The organism is Metabacillus flavus (genome assembly GCF_018283675.1).
GTDB classification, from domain to species: Bacteria; Bacillota; Bacilli; order Bacillales; family Bacillaceae; genus Metabacillus_B; species Metabacillus_B flavus.
Genome location: NZ_JAGVRK010000001.1, coordinates 3,421,823 through 3,436,620 on the forward strand (window position 1 = coordinate 3,421,823; position 14,798 = coordinate 3,436,620).

The window sequence follows — 14,798 nt, forward strand, 5'->3', positions numbered from 1 at the left end:
GCGGGCGGTGAGCCTCCTCCTGGCTTCGCCACTGCGGGGTCTCACCTGTCCCGCTGCTCCCGCAGGAGTCTCACGCCTTCCGCTCCAATCAACAGGTGTTCAAAATCAAAACCATGATCTAACAAAGCCTACTTTTAAAAAGTTGCTGAAGGTTTTAGAGGCCTGCAGGATGAAGGTCAGTTCTGTGTTGCGGCAGGACGCCGCGCTTTTAGCAGAACTTCCTTAATCCAAGGCGCTTCCGCTTTTCAACATCGGTAATTTTTTATACCGGGTATACGTTGTCTAGCTCCAGCGCCTAGGCCCTCGAGGTCATAAGCCACTCAACCTACGGAAGGAAAGATCGCCTTCCTTCGGCTGATTGCCTTATGCTTGTCGGAGGCCTGCAGGATGAAGGTCAGTTCTGTGTTGCGGCAGGACGCCGCGCTTTTAGCAGAACTTCCTTAATCCAAGGCGCTTCCGCTTTTCTTATTTATCGTTAAGTGCCACTACTCCAGGAAGTTCTTTGCCTTCCATGAATTCAAGGGAAGCACCGCCGCCTGTTGAGATGTGGTCCATTTTGTCAGCCAGACCGAACTTCTCAACTGCTGCAGCAGAGTCTCCTCCTCCAATGACCGAATATGTATCGTTAGCTTCTGCAAGAGCCTCGGCCACTGCTTTCGTACCGTGGGAGAATGGTTCAAGCTCGAATACTCCAAGCGGTCCGTTCCAGATCACAAGCTTTGATTTTTTGATAACGTCAGCATAGATCTCACGGGATTTAGGACCGCAATCAAGACCTTCCCAATCTTCAGGGATGTTATCGATCGCAACCACTTGTGTGTTGGCATCTTTAGAGAAATCATCTCCAACAACGATGTCAACAGGCATGTAGAAGTTTACGCCATTTGCTTTTGCTTTTTCCATAAAGGATTTAGCCAAATCCACTTTATCTTCTTCAAGAAGGGATTTTCCTACACCGTGTCCAAGAGCTTTGATGAATGTGTAAGCCAAGCCGCCGCCAATGATCAGGTTGTCCACTTTGTCAAGAAGGTGATCAATAACACCGATTTTGTCTTTTACTTTTGCTCCGCCGATGATGGCAGTGAAAGGGCGTTCCGGATTGGAAAGTGCTTTGCCAAGTACGTCCAGTTCTTTTTCCATAAGGAAACCGGAAACAGCCGGCAGGTGCTCAGCGATTCCTGCAGTAGAAGCATGTGCACGGTGTGCAGCTCCGAATGCATCATTTACATAAACATCAGCAAGCTCTGCAAATGCTTTTGCCAATTCTGCATCGTTTTTCTCTTCTCCAGGGTAGAAACGCACGTTTTCAAGTAGAAGGACATCGCCGTTATTCAGCTTTGCAATTTCTTCTTTAACGCTGTCTCCATGTGCTTCGTCTGTTTTCACTACATTTTTGCCAAGAAGCTCTTGAAGACGCTCTGCAACCGCATTTAGACGAAGTTCTTCCACAACCTGGCCTTTGGGACGTCCAAGATGGCTTGCAAGCAAAACTTTTGCACCCTGCTCAACCATGTACTGGATGGTCGGAAGAGCCGCACGGATACGCGTATCATCTGTCACTTTGCCTTCTTCCATCGGTACATTGAAGTCAACACGGCAGAATACGACCTTACCTTGAATCTCGATGTCTTTTAAAGATTTTTTGTTCATTTCAAAGGCCTCCTTCTTACGGATAAGGTGAAGCTTCCATCACAGCGGTTTACTTTCCGCTGTTTCGGAATAAAACCATAGAAAAAGGGAGGGGGAATTGCTGTAGATCCCCTTCCCCTTTTCCGATTTCATTATATCGTTTCTTCTTCGGTTCGTCCAAACGTAACCGAATCGGGTTTATTAAAGTCCTTTAGAAGCGATGTAGTCAACTAGGTCAACTACGCGGTTAGAGTATCCGCTCTCGTTGTCATACCAAGAGATAACTTTAACCATGCTGCCTTCCATAACCATTGTGGAAAGAGCGTCAACAGTTGAAGAGTTGATGTTTCCGTTGTAATCTCCGGATACTAGAGGCTCTTCGCTGTAGCCAAGAATTCCTTTAAGATCGCCTTCAGCTGCTTCTTTAAGAGCTGCGTTTACTTCGTCAGCTGTTACATCTTTATCAAGCTCAGCAACTAGGTCAACTAGAGAAACGTTTGGAGTTGGAACACGCATTGCTCCGCCGTTTAGTTTGCCTTTAAGTTCAGGAAGAACAAGGGAAACAGCTTTAGCAGCACCAGTTGTAGTCGGGATGATGTTTTCAGCAGCTGCACGCGCACGACGGTAGTCTTTGTGCGGAAGATCAAGGATCTGCTGATCATTTGTGTAAGAGTGAACGGTTGTCATCATACCGCGTTTGATACCGAACTTGTCGTTCAATACTTTCGCGAATGGTGCAAGGCAGTTCGTTGTGCAAGATGCGTTAGAAATAACATCGTGAGAAGCAGCATCGTATTTATCATGGTTAACACCCATAACGATTGTGATGTCCTCATCTGTTGCAGGTGCAGAGATGATTACTTTTTTAGCGCCGGCTTCGATATGTTTCGCAGCGTCAGCACGTTTTGTGAAGAAACCAGTTGATTCAACAACTACTTCTACTCCCATTTTTCCCCAAGAAAGTTTAGCAGGATCGCGCTCTGCAGTTACCTGGATTGTTTTTCCGTCCACGATCAGGTTGTTGCCGTCTACAGATACTTCTGCGTCAAGCTTGCCGTGTACAGAGTCATATTTTAGTAGGTGAGCAAGCATGTTAGCGTCTGTTAGATCGTTTACTGCTACTACCTCTACGTTTGAATTTTTCAAAGCTGCGCGGAAAACGTTACGTCCAATACGTCCGAAACCGTTAATACCAATTTTAGTTGCCATGAATGTTTCCTCCTTTTAAAGTGAGAAATTATTTTTTATATTTAGGGACTGTTAATCCCTTAATAACTCTTTCGCTGCGCCCTCATCAGTCACAAGGATTGAATCGAGCGATTGTTTCATGTAGGCGTGGATTGCTTTTGCTTTTGATGAACCGCCGGCAACGGCAATAACATTTTTCAGGTTCGCCAGGTCATCAAGCTGAATTCCTACTGTATGAACCTTGTGAACGACTTTGCCTGTTTCATCAAAGTAATAGCCGAATGCTTCTGCCACAGCTTTGCCATGTTCAATTTTCTCCATGTCAAAAGCAGCAGTTCTCCGCCGTTCTGCCATTGTCATAGCATCTCCTATTCCATGTACCACCATACTAGAAGACTTGATGATTTTCAAAAGTTCTTTAATAGAAGGTTCTTCTATCAAGGACTGCCAGGCTTCAGCGCTTAGCTGGTCAGGTACATGAAGCAGACGATAATTCCCCATTGCGCGCTCCGCCATCTTCGCACAAATCGTATTCGCCTGATTTTCCACGTTTTCGCCCAGGCCCCCTCTTGCAGGAACAAAAAGCAAATCACGATTTGAATCAGGTGTCATCATTTCTGCCACAGCAGCAAGGGTGGTGCCTCCGGTAACCGCGACGGTATTATCTCCGGAAAGGTGTTCTTTTATGCAGGTCACACAAGCACGGCCCATCTCTTTCTTAACCCAGGACGACTGATCGCTGTCACCTGAGACAATAATGACCCGTTTCAGATTCAGCTTCTCTCTTAGTTTATTTTCCATAAGAGTCAGACCTAAAACATCTTTCATCATTTCTTCAAGGGCTTTCAAGAGATTCGTTCCGTCTTCAGTCAGCGTCATTCCGGAAGTTTCGATGGAGATCAGATTTCGGTCTTTTAAGAACTGAACCTCTGCGCGTAAAATTCGTTCACTGATGCCAAGGCTGATGGAAAGGCTTCTGCGTCCAATTGGCTGCATAAGTCGTATGTATTGCAAGATCTGATACCTTTTTTGCATCAGCTTGAGCAGATCGGGAACTAGTTTCTTTTGTACCTCTATCATTTCTCTCATCTACGCAATCCTTTCAAACGAGTCATCGGGACTTTTTGGGTCCCTATGAGACATATTATGTCCCGCTTGCTGCAAAAAAAATCTCCCTGCTACAAATTCATTTTAACAGGGAGAAGAAGGTTATTCAATCCTAACGTGCTCATGTATCCGCTTACTTAAAAAATCTTTTTTTACCCGGCCGTATGCAAGCTCTTTTCCGGCATATTCGATGACGGGAATCATTAAACCATACTTTTCTACTAATGCATCGTCACAATGGATATCTACGATTTTAAAGGTCAAATCCATCTCACGGGATAATTCTTCTACGAGCTGAATGGCTTCCTTGCACAAATGACAATTTTCTCTGGAGTACACCGTAAGGTTAATCATTGCTCGCCTCCGTGTAGCGCCTTCTTATAGAAGAAGCAGGAATTTTCAGCTGGTCTCTGTATTTTGCAATCGTCCGTCTCGAAAGCTTTAAATCATGCCGCTCGAGCATGACGGCAGCAATCATCTGATCAGACAGCGGTGAAGTCTTGTCTTCGTTATTTATCAATCGCATCAGCATCTCTTTCGCGGCGGCTGCAGACTGGTCTGATTCTGTTATTGATCCGATTTTGTTGGTAAGAAAGAATTTCATTTCCAGAGTACCGTACGGTGTCTGAACATACTTTCCTTTTAAAGCCCGGCTAACGGTCGATTCGTGAATGCCGCACGCCTCCGCTAAATCATTTAGAGTCAGCGGTTTGAGCAGCTCCGTTTTTCCTGTTTGAAAGAAGGCTTGCTGAACAGACAAAATTTCTTTCATTACTTTTACCATTGTTTCTTTCCTTTGGTCAAGCGTTTTGAGTAGCCACATGCCCTGCTGCTGTTTCGCAGAAAGATACTTTTTCAGCTCTTCCTGCCCGGATTGGTTTTTCAAAGCCTCATATTCTGAGCTGATGCTGATTTCAGGCAAAGCTGCTTCATTGCACCCCGCTTCAAACCCTTCTCCTGCCCGCTCGATAACGAGATCCGGAATGATATAAGAAGCGTGGGTTCCTTCATAGGTGCTGCCGGGTTTAGGATGAAGCGTTTGGATATAATCATAGGTGTCTTGTATTTCTTGTATTTTATAGCCGGATATTCTGGCAAGCTCTTTCCAGGAATGATCAGCAAAGAGCTTAAAATAACGGCTTATAATGTCCATTGCCGACTTGGGTTTCCTTTGATGGCGGCTTATCTGGAGGATAAGGCATTCCTGAAGATTTCTCGCCCCTACCCCTGCCGGATCCAGGCTCTGGAGGATACGGAGACATTCTTCTTCTTCTGCAGCCGAAAAACCATGGCACCGGATTCCCGCATTCTCATCCAAGTAACCGTTTTCATCAACCTGTTCTGCAAACATTCTCGTTCCTTTTACGATCCGGTTTGTCTCGCCAATCATTCTCAGCTGGTCAAACAGATATTCTGCCAGACTGCGGGATTGAGAACCAATCAAATCAATTTGACTGTAATCCCCGCTTGCCCCTTGAGATCTTCTTCTATGGTAAAATACATTAGGATTTACTTGTTCATTTATTTCGATTAAAGGGTTATCCAGAGCCAGCTCCTGGACATATTGCTCTAACTCCATTGCATTGTATTGAAGAAGGGTGATCGCTTGCTTCAGCTCTTGTGATAAATGAAGCTTCAGCGACTGCTCCTGCGATAATCCTGTTTTCATGTTCATATCCATCCCCCCTTCCTTCATTTTACATGAAGTAAAGAACGTTTAGGAGAAAAATCAGAAAGGAGAATCTTTCATGAGCGAACTTTTTTCGATTCCTTATTTTGAACAGAATTTCCGCCAGCATGTGGAGCTGAACAATGGGAAAATGAACAAAACCGATGCAATGAACAGCTATTACCGTTCTGTCGTATCGACGCTTGTCCAGGACCAGCTAACGAAAAATGCAGAAGTGCTTAAGCGGATTCAGCATCTTGATGAGGCTTATAACACAGTAAAGAGCGAACAAAAAAAGTAGAAAACTTTCCCTCTTCACATTTCCAAAAAAATTTGATATGATCCTCTAATCAGCAGTAGATTCTGCTGCTGCACACACGTCCATTCCAGGCCAGTGCCACGTGCACTGGAGTGTACATATGATCTTGTTCTCCAAGGAATAGACAATGAACGCTTAAATTTTAATGAATAAACGCCCATCCGATTCCGGAGCGGGCGTTTTTTAGTGCTATGACAAGGTTTACTGCTCAGGTTGTGAATGGATGGCATGAGATTCCGCAAGGCTGAAGATGCTCACTGCCCGCCTAAAGAAAAACCGAGGAACCTGGATCCTATTCCATAGCAGCGATAACCGCCTATAACAAAAAGCCCCCCAGCGATAGCCAGGAGGACTGTGAATGATATGTATGGCGCGCTCGAAGGGATTCGAACCCCCGACAGACGTGGTACCGGAAACCACCGCTCTATCCAACTGAGCTACGAGCGCCTTTAGTGTCAGCAAGGAATATTATATGACACTAAAGCTGATTAATCAAGCTTTTTATCGCACATTAACGGGCAGTACTATTTTCCGCCTCAAGACTTGCTAAAATACGGATAAGAATTATCGGATAAACTGCCCCTAGCCATGCGTAGGCTCATGGAAGTTTTACTTTAAGAATCGAGCTTCCGTTTACGTAAAGGTTTTTCAAGGGAATAGTACTCTTCCTCTAAATCAAGCAGCTTTTCATTCAATAAAGACCTTGCATCCTCTACACCCTGATTGTAGAAATAGGGACCCAATTCATTCCCGATATATTCAAGAAAGATCTCTGCCGCTAAATCCCCAATTTCTTCATCCCATTCTTTGTATAAATAGTCCTGCAATTTTGACACCATATCTGCCTTTGCTTCTTTTTTAATTTTAATCATCCGTCCCAGCCCTTTCCTGTCCGAATTCGGCAATCCGTTTTGTTGAATCCTATCTTACCATTCTAAGATTCTTTTGGGGAATTTGAGCCCTTCCAAAAACATATTCAGGCAGGCTCCGTGCCTATTAAGAAAATGCAATCACCGATCCGCAGTTTGTTGCTTTTAATTGAAGCAATCGCCTGTTTAAATAATGTTTTATCGGGTATCATGAATACAGTCAGCATAGACTGATAAAAGCACCTGTAATCCGGTTGTTTTTGTTTGACCTTTATTGACCATAATTGTATGATGAGAGTACATAATGAAATTACATATTAAACAAGGGAGGCTATACTGTGAATTTAATTCCTACAGTAATTGAGCAAACGAACCGCGGAGAGCGTGCATACGATATTTATTCCCGCTTGCTGAAAGACCGAATCATCATGCTTGGGAGCGGAATTGACGACAACGTAGCAAATGCTGTTGTTGCTCAGCTCTTGTTTCTTGAAGCAGAAGATCCTGAGAAGGATATTTCCATTTACATCAATAGCCCAGGCGGATCCATTACAGCTGGTATGGCTATTTATGACACGATGCAATTCATTAAGCCGGATGTCAACACGATTTGTATCGGAATGGCTGCATCCATGGGAGCATTCTTGCTTGCAGCAGGAACAAAAGGAAAGCGTTATGCCCTGCCAAACAGTGAGGTTATGATTCATCAGCCGCTTGGAGGAGCTCAAGGTCAAGCAACTGAAATCGAAATTGCTGCGAAGCGCATTCTATTCCTTCGTGAAAAACTGAACCAGATTCTGGCTGAGCGTACTGGACAGCCGATTGAAGTCATTGGACGCGATACAGACCGCGACAACTTTATGACAGCAGACAGAGCGCTTGAGTATGGTTTGATCGATAAGGTAATGACACGCAACCTGCTTGCCGATAAAGATAAATAATATGGAACAAAAGCGCAGGCGATAGACGGAGATACACCTAGTAATACTTATCCACATTGAGTCATTTCTTAATTTCCTAAACAGAGAAAAGAGTCTGGGACAAAACTAACCAGAAATAATGAATAAAGGGTTCCGATCAGATGTTTTTCTGATCGGAACCCTTTTTTGTGATGAAATCCACACTTCTCTGGACTTTTATGTGTTCATGGCGGTGTACTTTTTCAAGTTCACCGCCATGAAGGCAAAACCTAATTCGTTTTCTACCTTGTCTTTGCCCCTTACGGACATTCGGTTGAAACGCAAATTAGCCTTCAGATATCCAAAAACTGGTTCTACGTCAATTTTTCGTTGAGCGTAGATGGAACCCGTTTTTTCATCCGAAAGCTGCTGCTTGATCTGATTTTTCTGTTGCTCCCACTTCTCGTTGTAATAGACCTTGCGGTTATTCCCATCCTTCGCTTTTGTACATTGAGCGCGTAGAGGGCAATCGGAACAGTCCTCGCATTCATATACTTTGATCTCTCGCTTAAAGCCGGTGCGATCGGTGCGATGGGATAAATAGCGGAACGTCAATCGTTTCCCTTTTGGACATGTGAACGAATCGTCTTCTTCCTTGTACGCCCAATTGGCGGCGTGAAACTCGTTCTTCTTGAAACTCTTTTTGTTCTCTTTACGATAGGTATTATAGGTAATGAGCGGTGTACGTTTCCGATTCTCTAAGACATCCGCGTAGTTTTCTTCGCTTCCATACCCCGCATCCGCGACGATATACTCCGGGAGTTTGAAGAAGTGCTTCTCAATATGATTTAAAAATGGAATGAATGTGCGTGTATCCGTTGGGTTTGGAAATAAATCGTAAGCGAGCGTAAATTGACCTTGAGTCGCAATCTGAACATTATAACCGGGTTTGAGTTGTCCATTTTTCATGTAATCATCTTTCATTCGCATGAACGTCGCATCCGGATCGGTTTTTGAGTAACTGTTACGTTCCTTAAAGATTTTCATATCGTTTTCATATTTTTGTTTGCGCGTCACAAAATCTGTAAACATCTTATGAAGCTTCTTTGGTTCTTTGCGCATGGAACGAAGTTCTTTCCGTGCTTTCCCATCTTTACTTGCATCTATTTTTTGATTCAGTTCCTCCACTTTTTCTTCCAGTTGTTTCACGATTAAAGAGAGTTCTTCCGCCTTGAGTTCTTCCTCATGATCCCGGTCAATGGCCGGGATAATATCCTTTTCCAACAGTTCATCATAGATTTGGCTGGACTTCTCCACCAAGCTGTCACTGTACCTCTCCACCGATTTCCGCCAGACAAATGTAAACTTATTGGCGTTGGCTTCAATTTTGGTTCCATCAATAAAAATCGCCTCGGCATCAATTAGCTTTTTTTGAACCAGCTGACATCGAAATTGGACAAATCCTTGACGAAGAAGGTGTTTCACTTCCGGATGGACCCGGAACCGGTTAATGGTTCGATAACACGGGACATACCCTTGAGAAAGCCACATCATCCGAACGCTGTCTGTAAGGAGTCCCTCAATTTTTCTGCCAGAAAAAACAGATTGGGTATAGGCGCATAAGATAATTTTCATCATCATTCTCGGATGATAAGCTGGACACCCGGTCTCGCGTACGAAACTAGAAAAGGCTTCGTCGGGAATCTGTTCAACCATATGATGAACGGTGTAGGCAATATCTTTTTTATCGAGTTTCATTTCTAAATCCAGGGGCAAAACAACCTGGTCCATGTTATACTGTTTATACATAAGGGCACCTCCGATAGTTATTGTGTGGTAACTTTAATTTTATCAGAAGGTGTCCTTATATTCTTCATTAAAAATGAATGCAAAAAATAGAAAGAGAGGCCGTCTCAAACTTATTTGCGATGGCCTCTCTTATTTACTGGGTTTTGTCCCAGACTCTTTTTTAATGATTAAGCTTCCTGATGAACATATTCCGTCAAAGCTTCAAGAGCCTCCTGCTCATCATGCCCCTCTGCAATCAGCGTGATGGTGGAACCTGTACCAATGGCCAGGCTCATCAGCCCCATAATACTTTTAGCGTTTACCTTTTTGCCCTCTTTTTCAAGAAAAATATCCGAGCCATAACGGTTGGCTTCTTGGACGAACAAGGCTGCAGGACGGGCTTGCAGGCCATTTTTCAGGCGTACTTCCACTTGTTTCTCTACCATATGAATCCCCTCTCCCTTGCATCATAATTATGTTAAATGCCCTTGCTATTACGGCTTGAGCAAAAATGCACTAGATCCCCAAGTTTATTTCATGGAAACCGGTTTCCCGGCTCTGAGCTGATCCGCTATTTGATCAAGCTTGCGCAAACGATGATTGATTCCGGATTTGCTGATGGTTCCGCTGGAAACCATTTCACCCAATTCCTTTAATGTCACATCCTGATAGTCTACGCGAAGCCTTGCGATTTCCCTCAGCTTTTCCGGAAGCATATCGAGTCCGATTTTGCTGTCGATGTATTCGATATTCTCGACCTGTCTTAATGCCGCACCGATTGTCTTGTTCAGGTTAGCGGTTTCACAATTCACAAGGCGGTTAACGGAGTTTCTCATGTCTCTGACAATCCGGATATCCTCGAATTTAAGGAGTGCAGTATGAGCCCCGATAATATTCAGGAACTCTGCAATTTTCTCCGCTTCTTTCATATAGGCGATGTAGCCTTTTTTCCGTTCAAGCGACTTGCTGTTTAACTGAAATGTATTCATCAGCTCGCTCAAAGAATCGCTGTGTTCCTTGTAAAGCGAGAAAATTTCCAGGTGATAGGAGGAGGTCTCCGGATTGTTTACAGACCCTCCTGCTAAGAAGGCGCCTCTCATATAGGAGCGCTTGCAGCATTTTTTTTGGATCAGATCGGGTGAAATTTCTCTCACAAATGTGAATGATTCTCCGAGTATCTTAAGATCCTCAAGGATTTCTCTAGCTTGAGCGGTTAATCGCACAATGTAAACATTGTTCTTTTTCAGACGCATTTTTTTCCTGACAAGCAGTTCAACGGTAGCGTCATATTGCCGTTTTAATAAAATGTATATCCTGCGGGCGATTGCCGCATTTTCTGTCTGAATATCCAGAACCAATTTTCTGTTTGAGAAGGAGAGGGAGCCATTCATCCTAATGAGAGCGGAAAGCTCTGCTTTAAGGCAGCAGCCCTTTATTTCAACCTGCGTCAGTTCTTTTTTGGTTTCGGATGCAAAAGACATATTCTGCACCTCCATTTTCCATTGCGCATGCTCTTTTTTCTAGATGGATTTCTGTAAAATTCCGTAAAGCAGCTTAGCCACTTTGTTCGTATCGTGCCTGATCACGTCCCGGTCATCTGTAATCAGATGATCGTGGACAATCGAAAGCCCGAGCTTCTCCAGTTCCTCCAGATCGGCATGCACAGGCTGTGCCAGTTCTGCAGCATAGCGCTGTTTTATCGTGTCGGGAATCGTGTCGGCATTGACAAGAATCGTATCGATAAATGCACAATTCATGTGATCATAAAGAGCTTTTATATGATCGCTCGCCTTGTACCCAAGCGTTTCGCCGGGCTGGGTCATAACGTTGCATATATAGACCTTCTTTGCCTTTGCCTTGCACACTTCCTGTCCTATTTTTGGAACAAGCAAGTTTGGCAGGATGCTTGTATATAAGCTTCCTGGTCCAAGTATGATTAAATCAGCTTCCTGAATCACATCAATGGTTTCAGGCAAAGGATCAATATTTTCGGGAGTAAGAAATACCCGTTTTATTTTTTTTGCTGATTCAGGGATTTTAGATTCTCCTGAAACGACGGAACGGTCTTCCATTTCAGCATGCAGCATGACACTGCTGTTTGCCGCAGGAAGAACCTTTCCTCTTACATTGAGCACCTTGCTCATTTCTTTAATTGCATGGGTGAAGTCACCCGTTATGTTTGTCATAGCTGCGAGAATCAAATTGCCAAGAGAATGGCCTGTCAAACTGTCCCCTTTATTAAAGCGATGCTGAAAAAGCTCTTCTACAAGAGGCTCAACATCAGATAGGGCAGCGAGAACATTTCGAATATCCCCAGGAGGAGGAATCTTCAGTTCGTCACGGAGGCGCCCAGAGCTTCCTCCGTCATCAGCTACTGTCACAATCGCCGTTATATCAACCGGATAGGATTTAAGCCCCCGGAGCAGAACAGATAGCCCGGTTCCTCCGCCAATGATGACGATTTTAGGCAGCACGTCTATTTCTTGCTTCTTCTTTCAATATCGCGGTGGGACACATGGGCCTTGTAATCCTTTTTATAATAACCCGCGATGTGTTCTGCTAATGTTACTGAGCGATGCTGGCCTCCTGTACAGCCGATCGCAATGACAAGCTGGCTTTTCCCTTCCCTTTTGTAATACGGGAGCATAAACGTCAGCAAATCAAGCACTTTTTCCAGAAACTTGTTGGTTTCATTCCACTTCAGCACGTAAGATGATACTTCTTCTTCCAGACCTGTTTTCAGTCTCATATGCTCGATATAGTGCGGATTCGGAAGAAAGCGGACATCGAATACGAGATCCGCATCAATTGGAATCCCGTACTTAAAACCGAACGACATGATATTTACCGTGAAGGTCTGCTCCTCTGCTGCGGAAAATTGCTTTAAAATCTTTTCCCGGAGCTGGCGCGGCTTCAGCTCTGAAGTATCATAAATGATTTGAGCCCGTCCTTTAAGCTCCTCTAAAAGCTCTCTCTCAATCTGAATCCCTTCGAGAGGAAGTCCGGTAGAAGCCAGAGGATGGGACCGTCTTGTTTCCTTATAGCGCGTAACAAGGGTAGAATCCTTTGCATCCAGGAACAGGATTTGCGGAGTAATCCAAGCTGATTCTCCAATTTCATCAAGGGCCTGAAGCAGGCTGTCAAAAAACTCACGGCCTCTTAAGTCCATCACTAGAGCCACTTTGTTCATCTTTGAACCTGATTCTTTCATCAGTTCAAGGAATTTAGGAAGAAGAGTCGGCGGGAGATTGTCTACACAAAAAAAGCCTAGATCCTCAAAGCTTTGAATGGCAACGGTCTTGCCTGCCCCGGACATTCCGGTAATAATGACCATCTGAATGTCTGAGTGGGTTTGGGTGTTTTCTTCCTGTCCAATGTTCTGGCTTGTCAGTTCCATCCGGAATTTCCTCCTCCCCTTCTTTTGAAAACCAAAGGGTATTTTTTTACTGGGGATCGAGCCTGTAGCTCAATAGTTCAAAATCCTTTGTATACGTAAACGTGCCATAAATGACACCTGATCCCTTCATCATAAAATCCAGAATGTGATGGTCACCGGGAGCCATCGGCAAATCGGCAATTGTGTCTGCATCATGCCAGGCAATCAGCCCTTCTTCCGATTCGTTCACATGTTCACCGCTGTAGTCCTCTGCAAAAAAAGTGAACATCATCCATTCTGAAACAATTTCATTTCCTTCCTTGATTAAGAAAGTGAAGATTCCTTTAATCTCAGGATTTTTTAAATATATGCCTGTTTCTTCCCGATATTCACGGATGACGGAATCTTTTAAGGACTCACCTTGCTCCATTTTCCCTCCAGGAGCTACCCACCATCCTCTTCTCGGTTTCTGAAGAAGAAGGACTTTGCTGTCTTTTTTTAAAACACAATTTGTAACACGCTGCAACGTCTTTCACCTCGTTGTGCAAAAGCCAGATTTCATTCACTTAATTATACTATTTATACACTGCACTCACAATGAACGAACATTTTAAATTAAAGCTCTGTTAAACTTGGCTGTTGATTGCAGCTAGCAGGCGCTCGCTTATCCTTGAGCGGGCGGTGAGCCTCCTCCTCGCTTCGCAACTGCGGGGTCTCACGTGTCCCGCTGCTCTTAGCTCGGAGTCTCGCGCCTTCCACTCCAATCAACAGGTGTTAAAAATCAACACCAGGCTTTAACAGACCCTAAATTAAAAGCAAGCGGAGCGGCCTGAAGCAGACCCTATATTTTCACACAAAAAAAGGAGCGCAGGAAAGGGCACCTGCGCTCTAAACTTATTTATAAAAGGGGGTCAATTACTACTCATATGTTACCCCATGTTTATTTCACTTGTGTTACAGGAGAGTTAAAACCTAATTACGGTTTTACTTTACCGCTTTAAGCTTTTCCTGCAGCTCTTCTACATAATGCTGGGCACTTTGTGCGGCAATGCTTCCATCGCCTGTTGCCGTAACGATTTGACGGAGTGTTTTCTCACGGATATCCCCCGCAGCAAAGATGCCCGGAACTTTTGTTTCCATACGTTCGTTTGTTTCGATGTAGCCATTTTCATTTGTAATCCGAAGATTTTCAAACGGTTTCGATAGAGGAACCATTCCAATATAAATAAATGCTCCATCCGCCTTAAACGGCTGTTCTTCGCCGGTTTGTGTATTTACCAATGTTACACTGCCGACTTTTCCGCCATCTTCGTGAATTTCTTTAACCGTATGGTTCCAGATAAACTCGATTTTATCATTGTCAAACGCACGCTGCTGAAGAATTTTTTGAGCTCTCAATTCCTCGCGGCGGTGAACGATCGTCACTTTGGATGCAAAGCGGGTTAGATACACCCCTTCTTCGACTGCGGAATCCCCTCCGCCTACAACGACAAGCTCTTTGTTTTTGAAGAATGCGCCATCACAGACTGCGCAATAAGAAACGCCCCGTCCGCCTAATTCTTTTTCGCCTGGTACGTTCAGCTTTTTGTATTCAGCTCCGGTCCCGATAATAACGGAACGTGCTTTATACTCTTTGCTTCCAGCGCGGACAATTTTGTACTCTTCGCCGTCCTCAATCCCTTTGATGTCTCCGTAAGCGTACTCGGCACCGAACTTTTTCGCATGGTCGAACATTTTTGTAGAAAGCTCAGGTCCAAGAATGTGATCAAATCCGGGATAGTTTTCTACATCCTCTGTATTCGCCATTTGTCCACCCGGTATTCCGCGCTCAATCATAAGCGTAGAAAGGTTTGCACGGGATGTATAAACAGCTGCAGTCAGTCCAGCGGGACCAGCACCAGCAATAATGACATCATAAACTTTTTCTTCTGTCATGACTTTTTCCACTCCTTAC

Annotated in this window: 15 protein-coding genes and 1 tRNA gene; 2 read left to right on the forward strand and 14 right to left on the reverse strand. The window is 44.2% G+C overall.

The annotated features are described in order from the left end of the window. Positions 1–465: 465 nt before the first annotated feature. From J9317_RS17545 to rpoN, 5 genes are all read right to left on the reverse strand, one after another. Positions 466–1,650, reverse strand: coding sequence for a phosphoglycerate kinase (locus J9317_RS17545; protein WP_211561001.1), 1,185 nt, complete (start codon positions 1,648–1,650; stop codon positions 466–468). A gap of 180 nt (positions 1,651–1,830) precedes the next feature. After that, complete coding sequence (gene gap, locus J9317_RS17550) at positions 1,831–2,838, reverse strand: type I glyceraldehyde-3-phosphate dehydrogenase (RefSeq protein WP_211561003.1); 1,008 nt, start codon at positions 2,836–2,838, stop codon at positions 1,831–1,833. Positions 2,839–2,889: 51 nt separating this feature from the next. After that, positions 2,890–3,906 (reverse strand): sugar-binding transcriptional regulator, encoded by a 1,017-nt coding sequence (locus tag J9317_RS17555; protein ID WP_211561005.1) that lies wholly within the window; start codon positions 3,904–3,906, stop codon positions 2,890–2,892. A gap of 120 nt (positions 3,907–4,026) precedes the next feature. Continuing rightward, on the reverse strand, positions 4,027–4,278 hold the full coding sequence (locus J9317_RS17560; protein ID WP_211561007.1) for a glutaredoxin family protein: 252 nt from the start codon (positions 4,276–4,278) through the stop codon (positions 4,027–4,029). Next, on the reverse strand, positions 4,271–5,599 hold the full coding sequence (gene rpoN, locus J9317_RS17565; RefSeq protein WP_211561014.1) for an RNA polymerase factor sigma-54: 1,329 nt from the start codon (positions 5,597–5,599) through the stop codon (positions 4,271–4,273). The genes J9317_RS17560 and rpoN overlap by 8 nt, the downstream gene beginning before the upstream one ends. Positions 5,600–5,672: 73 nt before the next feature. Here rpoN and yvfG point away from each other — a divergent pair, with 73 nt between their 5' ends. Continuing rightward, the gene (gene yvfG / locus J9317_RS17570; RefSeq protein WP_211561016.1) at positions 5,673–5,894 is read left to right on the forward strand and encodes a protein YvfG; all 222 of its coding nucleotides are present in this window, start codon (positions 5,673–5,675) and stop codon (positions 5,892–5,894) included. Positions 5,895–6,280: 386 nt separating this feature from the next. On the opposite strand, the gene J9317_RS17575 is transcribed toward yvfG, so the two are convergent. Together J9317_RS17575 and J9317_RS17580 are read right to left on the reverse strand one after the other, a co-directional pair. Continuing rightward, positions 6,281–6,359, reverse strand: a tRNA-Arg gene (locus J9317_RS17575). Positions 6,360–6,526: 167 nt separating this feature from the next. After that, on the reverse strand, positions 6,527–6,784 hold the full coding sequence (locus J9317_RS17580; protein ID WP_035404561.1) for a DUF2164 domain-containing protein: 258 nt from the start codon (positions 6,782–6,784) through the stop codon (positions 6,527–6,529). A 335-nt stretch (positions 6,785–7,119) separates the two neighbouring features. Here J9317_RS17580 and clpP point away from each other — a divergent pair, with 335 nt between their 5' ends. Beyond that, positions 7,120–7,722, forward strand: a complete 603-nt coding sequence (clpP, locus tag J9317_RS17585; RefSeq protein WP_211561018.1) for an ATP-dependent Clp endopeptidase proteolytic subunit ClpP — start codon at positions 7,120–7,122, stop codon at positions 7,720–7,722. Between the two features lie 195 nt (positions 7,723–7,917). Here the strand turns inward: clpP and J9317_RS17590 are convergent, their stop codons facing one another. The 7 genes from J9317_RS17590 to trxB all read right to left on the reverse strand — a co-directional run bounded on the left by J9317_RS17590 (position 7,918) and on the right by trxB (position 14,779). Then, entirely contained in the window at positions 7,918–9,489 is a 1,572-nt protein-coding gene (locus tag J9317_RS17590) for an IS1182 family transposase (RefSeq protein ID WP_211561020.1), read from the reverse strand. Between the two features lie 167 nt (positions 9,490–9,656). Further along, the gene (locus tag J9317_RS17595) at positions 9,657–9,914 is read right to left on the reverse strand and encodes an HPr family phosphocarrier protein (RefSeq protein WP_211561022.1); all 258 of its coding nucleotides are present in this window, start codon (positions 9,912–9,914) and stop codon (positions 9,657–9,659) included. An 84-nt stretch (positions 9,915–9,998) separates the two neighbouring features. Then, on the reverse strand, positions 9,999–10,949 hold the full coding sequence (whiA, locus tag J9317_RS17600; RefSeq protein WP_211561038.1) for a DNA-binding protein WhiA: 951 nt from the start codon (positions 10,947–10,949) through the stop codon (positions 9,999–10,001). 39 nt (positions 10,950–10,988) lie between these two features. Further along, positions 10,989–11,948, reverse strand: a complete 960-nt coding sequence (locus J9317_RS17605) for a gluconeogenesis factor YvcK family protein (RefSeq protein ID WP_211562482.1) — start codon at positions 11,946–11,948, stop codon at positions 10,989–10,991. Further along, complete coding sequence (rapZ, locus tag J9317_RS17610; RefSeq protein WP_211561040.1) at positions 11,945–12,865, reverse strand: RNase adapter RapZ; 921 nt, start codon at positions 12,863–12,865, stop codon at positions 11,945–11,947. The genes J9317_RS17605 and rapZ overlap by 4 nt, the downstream gene beginning before the upstream one ends. A 46-nt stretch (positions 12,866–12,911) precedes the next feature. Further along, a complete protein-coding gene (locus tag J9317_RS17615) occupies positions 12,912–13,370 on the reverse strand; it encodes an 8-oxo-dGTP diphosphatase (protein WP_211561042.1) in 459 nt (152 codons plus the stop codon). A gap of 458 nt (positions 13,371–13,828) precedes the next feature. Continuing rightward, entirely contained in the window at positions 13,829–14,779 is a 951-nt protein-coding gene (trxB, locus tag J9317_RS17620; RefSeq protein ID WP_211561045.1) for a thioredoxin-disulfide reductase, read from the reverse strand. Positions 14,780–14,798: the final 19 nt, after the last annotated feature.